15 protein-coding genes are annotated in these 14,813 nt (G+C 52.9%); 6 read left to right on the forward strand and 9 right to left on the reverse strand.

Features of this window, described 5'->3' with window-relative positions:
• The first annotated feature begins 247 nt into the window (after positions 1-247).
• Positions 248-1,300 carry a hypothetical protein gene (locus KRAC_RS02695; RefSeq protein WP_007904303.1) on the forward strand — a complete coding sequence of 351 codons (1,053 nt, stop codon included), beginning with the start codon at positions 248-250 and terminating at the stop codon, positions 1,298-1,300.
• 36 nt (positions 1,301-1,336) lie between these two features.
• Here the strand turns inward: KRAC_RS02695 and KRAC_RS02700 are convergent, their stop codons facing one another.
• Complete coding sequence (locus KRAC_RS02700; RefSeq protein WP_007904304.1) at positions 1,337-1,921, reverse strand: CGNR zinc finger domain-containing protein; 585 nt, start codon at positions 1,919-1,921, stop codon at positions 1,337-1,339.
• Positions 1,922-1,962: 41 nt separating this feature from the next.
• On the reverse strand, positions 1,963-2,697 hold the full coding sequence (locus tag KRAC_RS02705) for a CAP domain-containing protein (RefSeq protein ID WP_007904306.1): 735 nt from the start codon (positions 2,695-2,697) through the stop codon (positions 1,963-1,965).
• Positions 2,698-3,138: 441 nt separating this feature from the next.
• On the opposite strand from KRAC_RS02705, the gene KRAC_RS02710 reads away from it, so the two are divergent.
• Positions 3,139-4,758, forward strand: coding sequence for a peptide ABC transporter substrate-binding protein (locus tag KRAC_RS02710; RefSeq protein ID WP_007904307.1), 1,620 nt, complete (start codon positions 3,139-3,141; stop codon positions 4,756-4,758).
• 80 nt (positions 4,759-4,838) lie between these two features.
• On the opposite strand, the gene KRAC_RS02715 is transcribed toward KRAC_RS02710, so the two are convergent.
• The 7 genes from KRAC_RS02715 to KRAC_RS02745 all read right to left on the reverse strand — a co-directional run bounded on the left by KRAC_RS02715 (position 4,839) and on the right by KRAC_RS02745 (position 10,227).
• Positions 4,839-5,558, reverse strand: a complete 720-nt coding sequence (locus KRAC_RS02715) for a glycine/sarcosine/betaine reductase selenoprotein B family protein (RefSeq protein ID WP_007904308.1) — start codon at positions 5,556-5,558, stop codon at positions 4,839-4,841.
• Between the two features lie 25 nt (positions 5,559-5,583).
• Positions 5,584-6,657: a Gfo/Idh/MocA family protein gene (locus KRAC_RS02720; protein WP_007904310.1), complete on the reverse strand. Its 1,074-nt coding sequence runs from the start codon at positions 6,655-6,657 to the stop codon at positions 5,584-5,586.
• Between the two features lie 76 nt (positions 6,658-6,733).
• Entirely contained in the window at positions 6,734-7,555 is an 822-nt protein-coding gene (locus KRAC_RS02725) for a sugar phosphate isomerase/epimerase family protein (RefSeq protein ID WP_007904312.1), read from the reverse strand.
• Between the two features lie 33 nt (positions 7,556-7,588).
• Complete coding sequence (locus KRAC_RS02730; protein ID WP_075164153.1) at positions 7,589-7,882, reverse strand: alpha-L-rhamnosidase C-terminal domain-containing protein; 294 nt, start codon at positions 7,880-7,882, stop codon at positions 7,589-7,591.
• A gap of 89 nt (positions 7,883-7,971) precedes the next feature.
• Complete coding sequence (locus KRAC_RS75325; protein ID WP_244421943.1) at positions 7,972-8,724, reverse strand: IS4 family transposase; 753 nt, start codon at positions 8,722-8,724, stop codon at positions 7,972-7,974.
• 89 nt (positions 8,725-8,813) lie between these two features.
• On the reverse strand, positions 8,814-9,356 hold the full coding sequence (locus KRAC_RS75330) for an IS4/Tn5 family transposase DNA-binding protein (protein ID WP_040441819.1): 543 nt from the start codon (positions 9,354-9,356) through the stop codon (positions 8,814-8,816).
• A gap of 634 nt (positions 9,357-9,990) precedes the next feature.
• The gene (locus tag KRAC_RS02745) at positions 9,991-10,227 is read right to left on the reverse strand and encodes a hypothetical protein (protein ID WP_007904316.1); all 237 of its coding nucleotides are present in this window, start codon (positions 10,225-10,227) and stop codon (positions 9,991-9,993) included.
• Between the two features lie 275 nt (positions 10,228-10,502).
• Here KRAC_RS02745 and KRAC_RS02750 point away from each other — a divergent pair, with 275 nt between their 5' ends.
• From KRAC_RS02750 to KRAC_RS02765, 4 genes are all read left to right on the forward strand, one after another.
• A complete protein-coding gene (locus tag KRAC_RS02750; protein WP_007904317.1) occupies positions 10,503-11,351 on the forward strand; it encodes a hypothetical protein in 849 nt (282 codons plus the stop codon).
• 77 nt (positions 11,352-11,428) lie between these two features.
• Complete coding sequence (locus KRAC_RS02755; RefSeq protein WP_007904321.1) at positions 11,429-11,632, forward strand: hypothetical protein; 204 nt, start codon at positions 11,429-11,431, stop codon at positions 11,630-11,632.
• A 293-nt stretch (positions 11,633-11,925) separates the two neighbouring features.
• Entirely contained in the window at positions 11,926-12,834 is a 909-nt protein-coding gene (locus KRAC_RS02760; RefSeq protein ID WP_007904323.1) for a MerR family transcriptional regulator, read from the forward strand.
• 369 nt (positions 12,835-13,203) lie between these two features.
• Complete coding sequence (locus tag KRAC_RS02765; RefSeq protein ID WP_007904324.1) at positions 13,204-14,793, forward strand: PTS transporter subunit EIIC; 1,590 nt, start codon at positions 13,204-13,206, stop codon at positions 14,791-14,793.
• Positions 14,794-14,813: the final 20 nt, after the last annotated feature.

Consider the following 14,813-nt stretch of genomic DNA (forward strand, 5'->3'; position numbering starts at 1 on the left):
CGGGGTATGGATGTGTGGTAGAGATGCCTTCGGCATCTCTACCACACATCCATACCCCGCGAGCCACATAGTGGCGAGAAGTCCAGCATAACATAGTTATAAAAAATACATAAAACAAGCTTTTTCATGAGAAAACAATCACACACCCATCTGCATATTTAAATGATTTTATCGCAATTTTCACGACACTTCTTATAATAAGAATATGTAAGTTATAAACAATAGAAGGCTAAGATTGGAGTATATCATGTCCCGCCGATTTCTTCCCAGGTCTTCATCGGCAGAGAACGTGGATATTATTGTTCGTTCGCTACCGTGGAAAACTATTATTGGAATTGTTATATGCTTTGTTGGCTTCTTACCTTTTCTCGCTTGCTCTCTATTTATTGCAAATAGCGGCCTTTTAAGTCTTTCACAAATTTTTTCAACTATTACCGGCACACATGCGGACCTTCCACCACCTCATACATCATTTCAGTTTCCTGCCGTCTCACCACAGGTGGGAGTTATTCCCTATACCATTCAAGATGGCGACTCCTGTAATGAAATCCTGGCCAATCAAATGAACATGGGGCAATCAACGAAAATTTTTAACGACGCGCAAAAAAATTCTATACAAGCGCTCAACCGTGTCCTTGGTCAGAATTGCCAGAATTTAACAGTCGGGGCCGTCATCCCGCTCCAGCCCCAGTCTCCCCTGGTCGCGGTTGGTGGTATCGTGCGTAAAATTAGTGAACCCTCGTTTGTGAAGCCAACGCCTACTCCTCTGATTCACTTGCCACAAACCATCAGACAACAGGCGGAGGCAAATAGATACGTTGATTGCAGTGGTGGCTGCAATTTGCAGATCCAGATCACCAACAACGACACGGTGAGCCTCTTTGTCGCAACTGATATGCATGTCCAGGTTGGTTCATGGGTCTGGGCGCTGGCAATGATGCAGCCACAAAAGATGCCGGGCCTGGATAATTATCCCTATCTTGAATCGCACTCAACGGTAGAGAAGATGGTGCTACGAGCCTGCGATTTTACTCTTGAGGGGCAGCAAGACAATGATATGATCCCTTGCCGTAAACTCTCGCCTAACACTATTGACGATGACGGCGGAATATGGCTCTATGGCGTCACGGGTTCACAGGCCCTGGGGCATTGGCAATGGAACACACACCTTCCACCTAATACGCAGGTTCTAATGTGGCTATCAAGCAAAGGCGGTGATCTGCAATATGAAGATGACAATCCCATCTACCGCTATGATCCCAAACAGCATGCGTATATCAAACTGAAGAAAACTTCGTGATCTAGCAGTAGCCAAAGACACGCGACAGAGCGAGAATCAATGAGATTCTTCGCTCGCTGTCGCATGGCTATGATGCGTCTGGCGTGCTCTGTAACGCCGCACTGTCATCATATTGCCACAGGCGTACCCCGCACACCAGCGCCTGCTACGATTCTTGCTGGCGTCAAAAAAGATCCAGCCACAGGCATCGTTCTCACAGATCTTTATGCGCGCAGGTTCTTGTGTTGTCACTAGCTCCACAAAAGAGACCGTGATCTCACTCTGTACCCAGAGCCAATCCTTCTGCAGCGGCTCCAACACAATTCGCCAATGACCATCCTGGTCCTGACAGAGGGTTCGCCGCACAGCAGAAGCCTGGAGATACGGCTGTAGTTGCGTCATATCAGCCACAGCGAGCGGCTCCCCCCGCACCAGGCGGGCCGCATAGTCCCATAAGTGCGATCGGAGTGTGATCAGAGAACGCACCATACTCTCATCTAGAGCTGCTGCATCCACGTCTAAATGCCAGCGCGTCAGAAATTGCTGGCGCCAGGCAAGTTGCAGGAAGCGGTCCTCTGCTCGACCGCTTCCACGATAATCACTCCAATCGCTATTTAAAAAATCGAGAGCAAGCACTTCCATCACACATTTCCTCCAGGAACGAGAACAAAATCCTCACACAACTAATTCGCGAAATCCTCGGTTAACCAGAGCGTATTGTGTGCATCGACGAAGATGCTAATCCCAATACGATGAAAAGTGCTACTCAACAAATTACGACGATGCCCATCATTAGGAGGGGTCTCATTCATCATGCTCCGATGAAGGCCTGAGGCCATGCTCCACTGCGCATTGTAGGAAGGGGTAGGACCACCTGTACCAATATTTTCGCCACAGGCATTCCAGTTGACTCCTGCATTCGTTTCGCGCGTCCCCAGACTACTCTCGCCTGGACACTGGTGCGAAAGCCCACACCCACCAGCCATCACCTGGGTATGTCGAGATGCGCTCACCACAAGCGCTGGCGTCCAGACCAGCGCTGGTAGGCTATTAGAGGCTCTATCCTGGTTCACCAGCGCGAAGAGCTGCTGCGCTAACTGTTGATCTGTGCTCGAAACAGGAGGGGTGCTACCTCCATTGCCTCCGCCACTGCTTCCACCAGTATTGCCACTGCCATTTCCACCATTCGCTCCTCCCTGGGTAGGTTGTGGTGTTGGCGTGGGTTGAACTGATTTTTTCGGCGTTGGCGTCGCGAGAGGACGCTCCGCCACCTCCGTGCCCATTTGCTTCTGTGTCGAGGTCGGTGTCGCCTGCGTGCTTTTCTCACCAGGCGTGGTCGCAGAGCCCGAAGATGCGCCACAGGAAACCAGAAATATACACACAGCTAGCGCTGATAAAATACACAAGCGTTTCTTCACTGCAAAGCGCCTCCATTCGCACAAATACATTCTCCTCTCTACCATAACATAGACAACCGCCTATACAGTAGCCATCTGCGAATTTCTGGTACTTCCTGCATAGTCGGAGGTGAAGAAAAACACGCCACAGCCTCAGCAATTCCACCTACTTTTATTACACGTTTGATTGACATGTAGAAAACCTGGTAGCAAGCCGATACATATGAAGGAAACCCGCCAATATATCCATTTTAGTAAGCAATAGAGTATTATATTAGAAAGCTATCTTCTAGAGAAGAGATAGCTTCATCTACCCAGAAGTCATGTACGACCCGGAGCGGTTTTCTGACAAATTCATGAAAATAACATTGAAGCATACAAATATATTTTGTGCAGATATGATGGCTCGGGTCCGCGTCACTCTTCCCTACTACATATGAACTATAGAAAGTGAGACTGTGTATGCAGCGTACACAGAAACAGCGCACACATCTGTTGCCCTTTTTACTCTTGAGTAGCCTGACAATCCTCCTCCTGGCCGCCTGCGGAGGAGGCACGCAGCAGAACAATCAATCTACAAACAACCAGGTCCTGCGCTTCCCCAACGTTGGAACCACTGACATTGGCAAGCTTGATCCCGCCAGCGGCTCCGACTCTAACTCTAACCTGGCCATCAACATGCTTTTCACAGGTCTGGTAAGGGCGGATCAGAACCTGAGCGCCCAACCAGACCAGGCCACCTGGGATATCTCGAAGGATAACAAGGTCTACACCTTCCATCTCAAGAAGGGTATCACCTTCTCTGATGGCACTCCTGTTACGGCGCAGACCTATGTCTATACCTGGACCCGCGCCCTGCTCCCCGAGGTCAAGTCTCCCATTGCACCCGTGTTGGAGGAGGCCATTGTCGGCGCAAAAGATGTCAATAGTGGCAAGACTACAACGCTAGAGGGAGTGAAGGCACTCGATGACCAGACGCTCCAGGTCACGCTGGAACGCCCCACCGCCTACTTCCTCCAGCTACTAACCGTCAACCTCTTTTATCCGCTCAATCAGAAGCTCATCGAGAAATATGGGCAGGTCGACTGGGCACAGCACGTGGCAGGACAGGGGGCTGGGACCGGCCCCTTCATCGTCCAGTCCTGGCAACACGGGGTCAAAATGGACCTGGTGCCCAATCCCAACTATTATGGAGCAAAACCAAAGCTGAAGAAGGTCGAAATGTTCTTCGTCAAAGAACCCGAGACCGCCTATAAAGCGTACCAGGCCAAACAATACGACTTTACCTGGGGCATTACCCCCCACGATCAGGAGACGGCGAAAAACCTTCCCGGTTTCATTCGCAAGCCTATCCTGCAAAGCAATCTGCTCTTCTTTGACAATAAGACCGCGCCCTTCAACAAGTCAGCCGTCCGCCAGGCTTTCGCGGCGGCTATAGATAAGAAGATTCTGGCGACAAACATCTTTAAAGATTCTGTTACGCCAGCCAGCACCATTATTCCTCCAGGCCAGCCCGGCGCCCAGCCAGATTATGCTGGCATCTCATATAACATGACCAAAGCCAAACAGCTCCTCCAATCGGTCTATCCAGATGTCAGTAAGATGCCGCCCGTGACGTTTTCGTATCCTGGCTCACAGTTTCCCCAGGATGCGGCAACGGCCATGCAGGCAATGTGGCAGTCTGCCCTTGGCGTGCAAGTCAAGCTCAATCCGATGGAACTAACCTCGTACAATAGCGAGACCTCCAAACACACGGTCCAATTTGGCTTTACCCAGTGGGGTGTCTACTTCCCTGATCCCTATGAATGGCTGGACCTGAGCCTGCTCTCCACCTCGGCCAATAACAATGGCGATTGGAGCAATCCGAAATTCGATAGCCTGGTGGCTCAGGCTGAACAGAAATCAGGCCAGGAGCGCCTGGATCTCTATGCCCAGGCCGAGCGAGTCGCAATCGACGATGTGGGCTGGCTCCCCCTCTCACATCAGACGCTAGCGGGCATTATCCCCGCCAATCTCCATGGCGTCGTTCTCAACGGTGGCGGACTCTACTTCGGCGACTGGTCCAACGTCTACCTCTCATAAGGGTAGTACATAAGCATAAAAAATTTCCAGGGGGCAGGCCTGCCCCCTGGAAATTTTTTATGCTTATGTACTACCCTTGTTTATCCTTCTTGAAGGTTGATAGGCTGCCACTGACTGCTATCGTACGCGGGGTACTCGATCTCCCAGAAGCGACCTGGCTCCTCGCGCGCTTCCAGACGGCGTAGGGCATCCAACAAAACCTGGCGTTGCAGGTCCCGTTGACCAGGCCCTCCCAGGCTATTGCCAAGCTTAAAATGCTGTGGGGCCAGGACACGCGGAGGACCAGCCTGCTTCGTCTGATCTGGCGCGACGCTGATAAAGACGGTGGGTAGGCCCGTCATCTCTATCTCACGCGCTAACGCCGCCGCCACGCGATGACAGAGTGGGCAGCCAGCAGTGAGCACAACAGCGTCGGCCTTTGAGCGAGAAATAAGCTTCGCCATCTCTGGCGCCACGCGCTCATACAGGTCACGAAAGTTCTGAGTATAGCCCATAAAGCCAAGATGTTTATCGTTGACGCCCCCAATGATCCCCTCAGCAGCCAGTTCGCGTAAACGATCAATAGGGAACACACAATTAATATCCTGGTTCGCATCCTGATGATTATAATGGCTATGAGTCACCATGAGCTGGTTCGCGCTGACATCGCCGGGAAGAAGACGCCAGGTGTTGTCCCCATCCACATTGTAGGGTTCTTGCTCGCGCAGGTGCACGCCCGCAGTACTCACCAGCGCAATAACGCTATCCGCTAGCTCGCGCGAGCGCGGGGTGTAGGGAATACACCGTTTGGACATTGGCATCCGCCAGGTCTCCTTCTTATGTAAACTAGCGCGCCCAGTCCATGGGAGCAGGAGGCGCAAACTCCGAAGCGATGGCAACTGGGTGGCCTTCACCAAAGGATGTTTGAATGGCGCAGAGGATATCGACGACATGGGCGGCCTGGGCCCCGGTGATGCGCGCAGGCCGGTCCTCCTCGATAGCCTCGGCCAGTTCAACCACACCACGCGCCCACTCGGTTCCCTGGAATGACTCTTTCACATAAGGTACCGGCTGGTAGCTACCCCCAAACTCGGTGAACTCGACCTTCCCTGAGAAATTTTGCCAGTCATTCAGGAAGCAGGAACCCTTATCGCCGTGGAACTCGATGCCTTTCTGAGGACTATGATGGCCAACATAAAAATTGGTCGTCAGGCGAGCAACTGCGCCCGAGGTAAATTCGATGGCCGCCACCGCAAAGTCAGGCGTACTAATATGGAAAGGCACATTCTCCTTCGTCACCCGATCTGGATAGAGCACCTTGCCAAAAGCGGTCACTTGCCGCGCCGGACCAAAGATCGAAGTCAGGATCGTGAGTGGATACACACCTACGTCGAAGAGCGCACCCACCTCGTAGAAGGGACCCGGCGCCGGGTGCCAGGACTCAATACGCCCCCAGTTAACCTCGGCATACGCCAGGCGTACCGTTCCCAGGGCTCCTTCGCGAATAAGCTTCCAGGCGGTCTGCTGCGCCTCACCGAGAATCGTCATCGGCGCACAGCTTAGACGTTTGCCCTGCTGCTCAGCCAGCTTGACCAGTTCCCAGGCATCCCGCCCATCCAGCGCCAGGGGCTTCTCGCTATAGACGTGCTTTCCGGCAAGCAGACACTTGCGGATCACTTCGACATGGGCATGGTGAATGGTCAAATTGACTACCAGGTCCACATCTTCATCCGCCAGCAGCTCATCTAACGAGGCGTAGACCTGGCCGCCATAGGTCGAGACATAGGCTTCCGCACGCGTGAGATCCACATCAGTCGCACCCAATAATTGAATATGAGAATAAGGCTCCAGGGTTTTGGCATAGGCGCCAGCAATATTTCCACAACCAACGACGGCAATACGAAATGGCTTTTTCTCCATAGTGTTTATTCCTTTGTAGAGTGAGAGGAAAGGTAGGCACACTTCCCTTTGCCTACCCGGTTCAGTCCATAGCAAACTACGCCTGTGTGAGCCACTTCAATAGCATTTCACGCATGGCGATGCAATCTTCGGTCGGGTCAAAATGCTCTGGCTCATGCTCGATGCTGTAGATCCCCTGGTACCCCAGGCGCTCCAGCGTCTCAACACATTTGGGAATATCAACGCAGCCCTGACCATAGCGGCAGGTATCATGCGCCCCAGGCGCCAGCACATCTTTGAGATGCACATAGACAAGATGAGGATAGAGCTCATCGATGGCGCGTACGGCATCATAGCCATTGGTGGCGTACCAACCAGTATCAACTGCGGTTCCGATAAAACCATCTCCGCCGTCACCAATGAGATCGAGCATATCCTGAGCAGTCTTCTCCGCAGGATGATTCTCGATCCCCAAACGGACACCATACTGCTTGAGAATGGCAACCGTCGAGGCACGATCATCGGCCAGCAGGCCAGTCGAGCCGCCAAGAATCGAGACATCCAGGTCCCGCGCCAGGCTGCAAGCAGCCTCAAACTCGCTCCTGGTCGTGCCAAAATATCCCGCCAGACTGACGATGCGAACATCATAACGCTGGAGCAGATCGCGCACGATGGAGACATGCTCAGGGGTGGCCCACGACCAGTTTAACTGGGCCATCCAGAGATCCATCAGCGAGAAGCCCATCCCTCGAATAGCGAGTAGTAAGGCTTCGAAACGCTGCGCGAAGGTTTCAATGGGTCGAAAATAGGCATTGGTGGAGCTATCGCCCTCACCCCAGCCCTGCGTCATATGATAACCAACCTGCTGAGCGACATAGTTGGCTCCCATAAACGATAAACGCTTCTGTGGGTCTTTCATAACATCTCCTCTCCTTCGCTTTAAATTACTGTGCTATACGTTGTAGTATGTCACAATACGCCTCTTCAGGAAAAGGAATTCAGGCCAATGCGCTTGTGCCAGTGCAAGGAAGGTAATGCCCTCTTCCCGAAGCGCCTGGAGCTCCTGGTCATTGATGAGTGCTCCTGGAGCGGCTGGAACATAGATCGTTGCCGTGGTATTGGGCGGTAGCTCAATCTGCCAGGTAAAGGTTGACTCCTCATAGGCCCAGGCGCTTACGATGCGGCCATGAATCGAATCATAGACGGCGCGCAGGCGTTGCAAAGAGGGGTTCGGGAAGGGGCGCATCCAGAGGCTAAATAGTAACTAACATTAATTCGTAATTAACAAACGGTGCTTTCATCCCTCCCCGTTTAGGGCTGAAAATTACCCGCAAATTACAAACGGAGGTGAAAAGCGAGATGGACGCCCTCAAGCAAGGTTTGCACATGGAGCCAGCCTTTCCAAAGGGTTTTCCAGCCAGGAGAGCCATCGCTGCGACGAGCCAGGAAGCCACCCAGGCGAGCAACCTCCGTCCAAAACGTGCTCAGCGTCATGAGGGAAGCATCCTGCTTCGCGCATGCCGCCACCACCGCCAGAAGCTCAGGCTCAATGACTTGGGCGGCAGGACGCTCCGGTTCTTGACGAGAAAGCGAACGCAGTTGCAACAAGCGCACCGCCATGGGCGACAAGAGTCCCAGCAGGCGCATCAAGCGCTCAGCACTTTGGACCTGACGCTCCTCAATGCGACAACCTGTTTTGAGGCATTGATGATAGTCTTGCACGATCCATCGGTGCGCATACCAAGAGACGCGTTCCCATGCTTCTTGCAAGGTGGATGTTGGAACCGAGGTCAACAGAATCCATTCGACAGGCTCTTCTCCTTGTGGTCTCAAGCCATCTTCTTCCCAGACGCGAATCACCCACAGGCTCCTCTGCTCGTGCAGCGCCTTGGGCTCATTACGAGGGGACAAGAGGGTCATGAGTCCAAAGGAGAGCGAGAGTTGGGTCTGACGTGCTTTGCGTCCATGGCTTGCGGGGCGTTGAAAGGGGCGCGTGGCTTGACATGGCCGCGCTCTGCTCTGCGAGAGCAAGTAACCAATCTGCTCATCGGTTGGCTGGACTCTTCGCTCTTGGGTCGCACGAATCAAAAACTCCACTTGACTCTGGTGACAGGCCCGCGCAGAAGTCAAAGAAATCGGCCCCTCGATCTCCCACATGGACCCAATCAGAACCCTTCTCAGCGCTTCCGATCTGAGTGACCATGCGCGTCCAGACATCCGTTTCTTTGGGACGTTTTCTTCTTTGGGCTCTGGTTTCTCCTCTGGGAGCCGGGATGCGCACAAAAGGCTCTTGGCTTTGCGCACCCCAGGACCTCTCGGCTCTCAGGCACCACGGCCAACACCGTTTGCAGCAGCAATCCTCGTCCCTTTTCATCGCCGATTTGCCCGATGCCAGACATCTTGTGTCGATGCGTCAAATCCAGTTCCGTCGTATCCTGGATCAGCAGGATGACGGAACGCTCTTGCATCTCTCCGCGCGTCTGCAACCAGTGGGGCTGCATCAGAGCAGCAAACGTGACATCCGGCTCGTCAAGGAAACGGTACAACGCTTTTCCCTCTTTCCAGATGTGCTGTTGTTTGGGCAAAGAGGCCGAGACATCCCTTACCATGGCGCTGGCAGCTTTCACTGCTCGCCTTGTTCGACGGACATCGTGCAAGAGCACTTGTCCAAACGTTTCTTCCGCCCAGTGCTTTGGGCTCAGCAGGAGGTCTGTTTCCATTCCATATTGTATCATTTTGTTAAATGCGGGTAATTTTCAGCCCGTTTAGGGGAGGGATGAAAGCACCGTTCCTTCTTCGGGGCATGGGTGGATGGGTTTCTACTTTCTCGCCTTTGTAATAGAATAACTAGGTAGAGCTTATGCGAATAACCGTGGCTGGTGTGCTCGTAGGTATGGTACAAGCCCATTGGCCTGCTCCTTCGCAACAACACGGCACTGAAGTGTTTCGTTTGCTCACCCATGGCCTCCTGTGTTGGCGCAGGAGAAAGCGCGTAGACTTGTAGCACCAACGTATCTACATAACCAGGGTTTCGCCTCTGGGAAGTAGTAGTAGGGCAGACACGCCCCTGAGAACTGCCGTTCTTTGTTGTCTGAGTTAGGTTGGATAGCAGCCACTCACCTTTCGTGAGGTTCCTTCGGGAACACGGTCAGTCTCCCTCCGATGCTCAGAAGCCCGTCCCTTTCTAGGGGACGAGGAGTGTCACAGTTGAGAAAGAATGGATTGGGACCCTGCTGTTCTCCCTCCTTTTCCTTGCAATAAAAGAGGGAAGCCCCCTATACAGCTAAAACTTATAGGATTCTGCTTCCCTCTCTACTCGACTATAAGCAATATCAAAATAGTATCTGTGTTTGCCTAAGCGTCGCGGTCACGCATGTCCTGCGCACCCGCCTTGCGCGCGCAGTGGGCGCAGCAATACATCGAGCCATGCGTCTCTACTCCATGCCCCACAATCCGGCAGCCACAGTGCTGACAGGTAGGCGCTAGAGCCGCGATGGCGCACTCAAAGCTATCAAATACATGCCGCTTCCCGGACATGTTGACCTCAAAGGCCTTGTCATACTCATTGCCACATTGTTCACATTGCGACATAGCTATTTCACTCCTTTTTCCTTGCATGGTGCTCTTTCCCATTGCCATTATAGCGAGCAGAAAAAGCTAAAGATTAGTAAGTCAGGAAGAAATGCTTCTTTCTATATACCATTCTATCGCTCTCATTCTTGAGTTCTCTTTTGCAAATGCGTGTTTGCTTCGGCAGGGGTACGTTGAGTGTAGAAACAAAAAGAGAGCGCGGGCCAATCGGCCACTCGCTTCCTTTTTACGGAACATATTTCCTGTCAGATTTCTATTCAGGAGAAAAAGATACTATGATGTTTTCACACATTGCCCTGGTGTCGGAGATCGATGCCATTAGCATGCCAGAACTAACTCGCGTCGCCGCAGCACTCCAAAAGCAGGTAACCCGCGATTTTGCCCCCATCTGGAATATCTATGGAACCGTTGATGCCTTCAGCCGCCTGGAGGATGTGCCTCTGGGTTACTGGCCCATCATCGTTCGCGCCAATGTTCCTGATCACGCGCTCGGCTTCCACCTCGATGAGCAGGGTCAGCCCTACGCACTCGTCCAGTACTCCAATAGCTGGTCACTCAGCGCCAGCCATGAGTGCCTGGAGATGCTGGCCGATCCTTATGGGAATCGCCTGGTTGCCGGACCCTCTTTGAAGAGAGAGCATGGTCGCGTTCAGTACCTCCTTGGCATCTGCGATCCCTGTCAGGGCGCGGAACTGGCCTACACCGTCAATGACATCCTCGTCTCCGACTTCTGCACACCTCACTACTATGAGCCTGTGCGCGCCAACGGCGAGCGCTATAGCTACACCGGCGCCATTACTGAGCCCCGCCAGGTGCTTCCCGGTGGCTATATCACCTGGTTCAACGCCAATGATGGACACTACTGGCAGTTTCGCCAGCTCGGCGTCGATGGTGGCTATGTCGATCTGGGCACATCACCCGTACAGCAGCGCTTCAGTCTGCGCGAAAACTATGATCGCCTGACTCCACGCACCCCGATTGCGCGTGGTCTTCCCAACGATAGCCGCCAGCTTCAGGCTGCTCGCGAAGCCGCCTGGTTCACTGGTGAGAAGACGGCTCTCTACGCGCAAAAACTTCATTACATGATTGATCGTGTGGTGCAAGAGGCCTATGCTCGCGTTTAGCCAGTATTGGCCAGTAATGGGTTCTCTGAGAGAGACTTTTTTCTTACCGTCGTCAGTCAGCATAAGGAGCATCTACTATGTGCGTTAGCTGTGGTTGCGGCAAAGTGAATGACAATCATGGTGATAGCCGCAATATCACCCAGAGCGATATTGTCACTGCCGCTCAGGCGGCCGGCATCACTCCCGAGCAGGCCGCACAAAACCTGATGGACACCTGTCAGCAAATGAGTTCAGGCTCGCAGAAACAGTCCCCGCGCAACACCAACACACGTGAGCGCTAAATCTAGCTACTAGAGTTTCTTTAAACAAGACTCTAGACGCAAGACAGAGGCAGGAGAGAGGATATATGCTTCCTCTCTCCTGCCTCTGCTTTTGGCTTGATTCCTCGCGCCTGCGTCGCTCGTGCTTGCTTGCTATTTTTCTGCTATATTTCTCTCAGGAGAAAAATTCGTCTGAAGAAGACTTGACTTTCACGTCACGGCAAAGTTTATGCTTAGTAATAACTTCAGCAAGAACGCGATGACGAGTTCTACCTATCCCTGGAGATTCTGCAAGAGAAAGAGGAACGCAAGCCTTGTTCAAAATTAGCGATTTCTCAAAGTTGAGTCAGGTGTCCATGCGCACACTTCGCTACTATGATGAAATTGGGCTGCTCAAACCAGTACAGGTCGATCCCACAACCGGGTATCGCTACTACTCGATTGACCAGTTACCCCGTCTGAACCGTATTTTGGCCTTTAAAGACCTGGGGTTTGAGCTCTCACAAATCGTCCAGCTCCTGGACGAAGAGGTTCCTCCTGCGCAAATACGTGGCATGCTTCGTCTCAAACAAATCGAACTCCAGCAACGTGTCCAGGCAGAACAAGAACGGCTGGCACGTGTCGAATCTCGTCTCAAACAAATTGAGATGGATGATGCGAAACTTACTCACGAAGTGACCATCAAAAAGATTAAGCCTCAAATCATCGCTTCAAGCCGAAAGGTTGTGGCAAATAGCACACGACGACATCAACTTGCGAACGAGATGCTTGACTTTCTGCAACGCCAGGGCGTAAAGCAGGTCGATCATCTTCTCTATATCGAACAAGATGGTGGATATCACGAAGATGATACCAGTGGCGTCGAGATCGCTGTTCCCGTGCATAGCTCCTCCGTTGGCAACATTGTGGAGCAGAGCGGTGGAAAAATCACGGTACGCGAGCTTCCGGGAGTCAATACCATGGCAACACTCCTCCATCACGGCAGTCCCGATACCATGATGGAGGCCTACCAGGCATTGGGCATGTGGCTCCAGGTTAATGACTACACCATTACCGGCCATTGCCGCAAGGTCTGTCTGCAACGCGAAGGGGAGCTTGAGTCTTATATCACTGAGATTCAATTTCCCGTTGAGAAGCGCGATAGTAGCAATACGAGCAAATCGTCCTTCTTCTTCGTCCAACAGACACGCCAGGGTCATGGAGCTGGTACGCTCAAGGGGTGAGTTCGCTTGCTCTTTCCCTGTCACTCAACCCGAGCGGCATGTTCGATATCACATTCTGTTCGTTTTTCACGCGTATGTGGCCAATAAGAAGAGTCTATGTCAATGGAGCACCATAGACGCAAAAGGAGGTGAATCCACAAAGACAACGTTCGTCCTTTCGATACACTGTTTGTATCAATACAGCACTCGTTTTCTCATTTTTCGACTTCAATCTTATTCCGAAACCCAACGCCACGTACGTGTCTAGCGCTTCGCGCTCAGGGTGTTCGGATCAGAGGTTCACGCGCAATGGAATGCGTAGAGAAAGGTCTCGCTTCATGCAAGCGACTTTTCATTACGCCAGACTCGCAAGGAAAGAGGAGCACACACATGAGTATTGGCAATCCAGCTGCCTCCACATCCTCTCAATTGAGCGGATGGGACCGTATTTTAGGCGGCGCACAAAGCATTGGCCGCTCGCTTATGCTACCTATCGCCGTTCTGCCAGCCTCCGCCCTGCTGCTACGCTTTGGACAGGACGACTTCGTACAGCTTCCCTGGATGGTGGCTATCGGAAGCCATGTCTTTGGTCCCTGGCTGGCGGCCGCAGGCAATGCGGTCTTCGGCAACCTGCCAATAATTTTTGCTATTGGCATCGCCATCGGACTCGCCGGTGGGGAGGGCGCGGCCGCTCTCGCAGCCCTGGTCGGCTTCCTGGTATTTACCGCCGTCTTCAATACCGTTATCCCCCAGGTCGACGGTAAGCCTGATCCTAACATTAGTATGGGCGTCCTCTCTGGTATCATGGTTGGACTGGTCACAGCCGGGCTGTATAAACGCTTCCATGATATTCGCCTGCCTGATTACCTGGCCTTCTTCGGCGGGCGCCGTTTTGTCCCCATCATTACCGCCTTCACAATGCTTATTCTGGGTATTGTCCTGGGCTATATCTGGCCCCCTATCCAGCAAGTCATCAATAGTGTAGGCCTGGGCATCGTCTCACTTGGCCCTATCGGCACTGGTATTTATGGCTTTTTGAACCGTTTGCTGATTCCCGTTGGTCTGCATCACGTTCTTAACTCGTACGTCTGGTTCCAGCTCGGCACATACAAAGGTGCGACTGGCGTGGTCCATGGCGATCTGAACCGCTACTTCGTGGGCGATCCCACCGCTGGCAACTTTATGGCTGGCTTCTTCCCCATGATGATGTTCGGCCTGCCAGGTGCCTGTCTGGCGATGATTCGCCAGGCGAAATACCCGAAGGTCGCGGCTGGTATCCTGCTCTCCGCCGCCTTTGCCTCGTTCCTGACCGGTATCACCGAGCCCATCGAGTTCGCGTTCATGTTTGTCGCGCCAGTTCTCTTCGTCATTCACGCACTGCTCACAGGAACCGCACTGGCCATCTGTACCCTGCTCAACATTAAAATCGGCTTCGGTTTCTCGGCTGGCTTTATCGACTATGCCCTGAACTTTAACAAGTCGAATACGACCAACCCGCTGTTACTCTTGCTCATCGGTCTCATCTACGGCGTCGTCTACTACTTCATCTTTAGCTTCTGCATCAAGCGCTTCAACCTGGGAACTCCTGGACGCGGCGAAGAATCCACCGGCTTAAGCGCGGACTGGATTCTCCCCGAGAGCCAGCGCGGCCCCAGGAAGGGTACTGTTGCCGCAGCAACGGCGACCGCTGTGGAAGCCACGACTGAGGAAGACCAGGATACCGTCCTGGCGCGCAACGTGGTTGATGCCCTGGGAGGCAAAGAGAACATCCAGAGCGTCGAGGGGTGTATCACTCGCCTGCGCCTTTTCATCAACGAGCCTGGGTCGATTGACGAGCCTCGCTTGAAGAGCCTCGGTGCCTCTGGGGTTGTCAAACGCGGTAAAGTTGTACAGGTAGTGATGGGAACCCAGTCGGATCGCATCGCTGCTCGTATGGGCCGCATTATTAAAGAGAAGACCACTGTAGAAGAAAACGCTTAACGCCTGATGCCGTATGAGTA

Source organism: Ktedonobacter racemifer DSM 44963, assembly GCF_000178855.1.
Lineage (GTDB): Bacteria > Chloroflexota > Ktedonobacteria > Ktedonobacterales > Ktedonobacteraceae > Ktedonobacter > Ktedonobacter racemifer.

Bases quoted from the DNA above. Each gene is read 5' to 3' on its own strand.
- KRAC_RS02715 (WP_007904308.1), bottom strand. From the start codon at position 5,558: ATGCCAATGTCCAAACGGTGTATTCCCTACACCCCGCGCTCGCGCGAG.
- KRAC_RS02710 (WP_007904307.1), top strand. From the start codon at position 3,139: ATGCAGCGTACACAGAAACAGCGCACACATCTGTTGCCCTTTTTACTC.
- KRAC_RS02725 (WP_007904312.1), bottom strand. From the start codon at position 7,555: ATGAAAGACCCACAGAAGCGTTTATCGTTTATGGGAGCCAACTATGTC.
- KRAC_RS02745 (WP_007904316.1), bottom strand. From the start codon at position 10,227: ATGTCGCAATGTGAACAATGTGGCAATGAGTATGACAAGGCCTTTGAG.
- KRAC_RS02695 (WP_007904303.1), top strand. From the start codon at position 248: ATGTCCCGCCGATTTCTTCCCAGGTCTTCATCGGCAGAGAACGTGGAT.
- KRAC_RS02730 (WP_075164153.1), bottom strand. From the start codon at position 7,882: ATGCGCCCCTTCCCGAACCCCTCTTTGCAACGCCTGCGCGCCGTCTAT.
- KRAC_RS02750 (WP_007904317.1), top strand. From the start codon at position 10,503: ATGATGTTTTCACACATTGCCCTGGTGTCGGAGATCGATGCCATTAGC.
- KRAC_RS02720 (WP_007904310.1), bottom strand. From the start codon at position 6,657: ATGGAGAAAAAGCCATTTCGTATTGCCGTCGTTGGTTGTGGAAATATT.
- KRAC_RS02755 (WP_007904321.1), top strand. From the start codon at position 11,429: ATGTGCGTTAGCTGTGGTTGCGGCAAAGTGAATGACAATCATGGTGAT.
- KRAC_RS75330 (WP_040441819.1), bottom strand. From the start codon at position 9,356: ATGGAAACAGACCTCCTGCTGAGCCCAAAGCACTGGGCGGAAGAAACG.
- KRAC_RS02765 (WP_007904324.1), top strand. From the start codon at position 13,204: ATGAGTATTGGCAATCCAGCTGCCTCCACATCCTCTCAATTGAGCGGA.
- KRAC_RS02700 (WP_007904304.1), bottom strand. From the start codon at position 1,921: ATGGAAGTGCTTGCTCTCGATTTTTTAAATAGCGATTGGAGTGATTAT.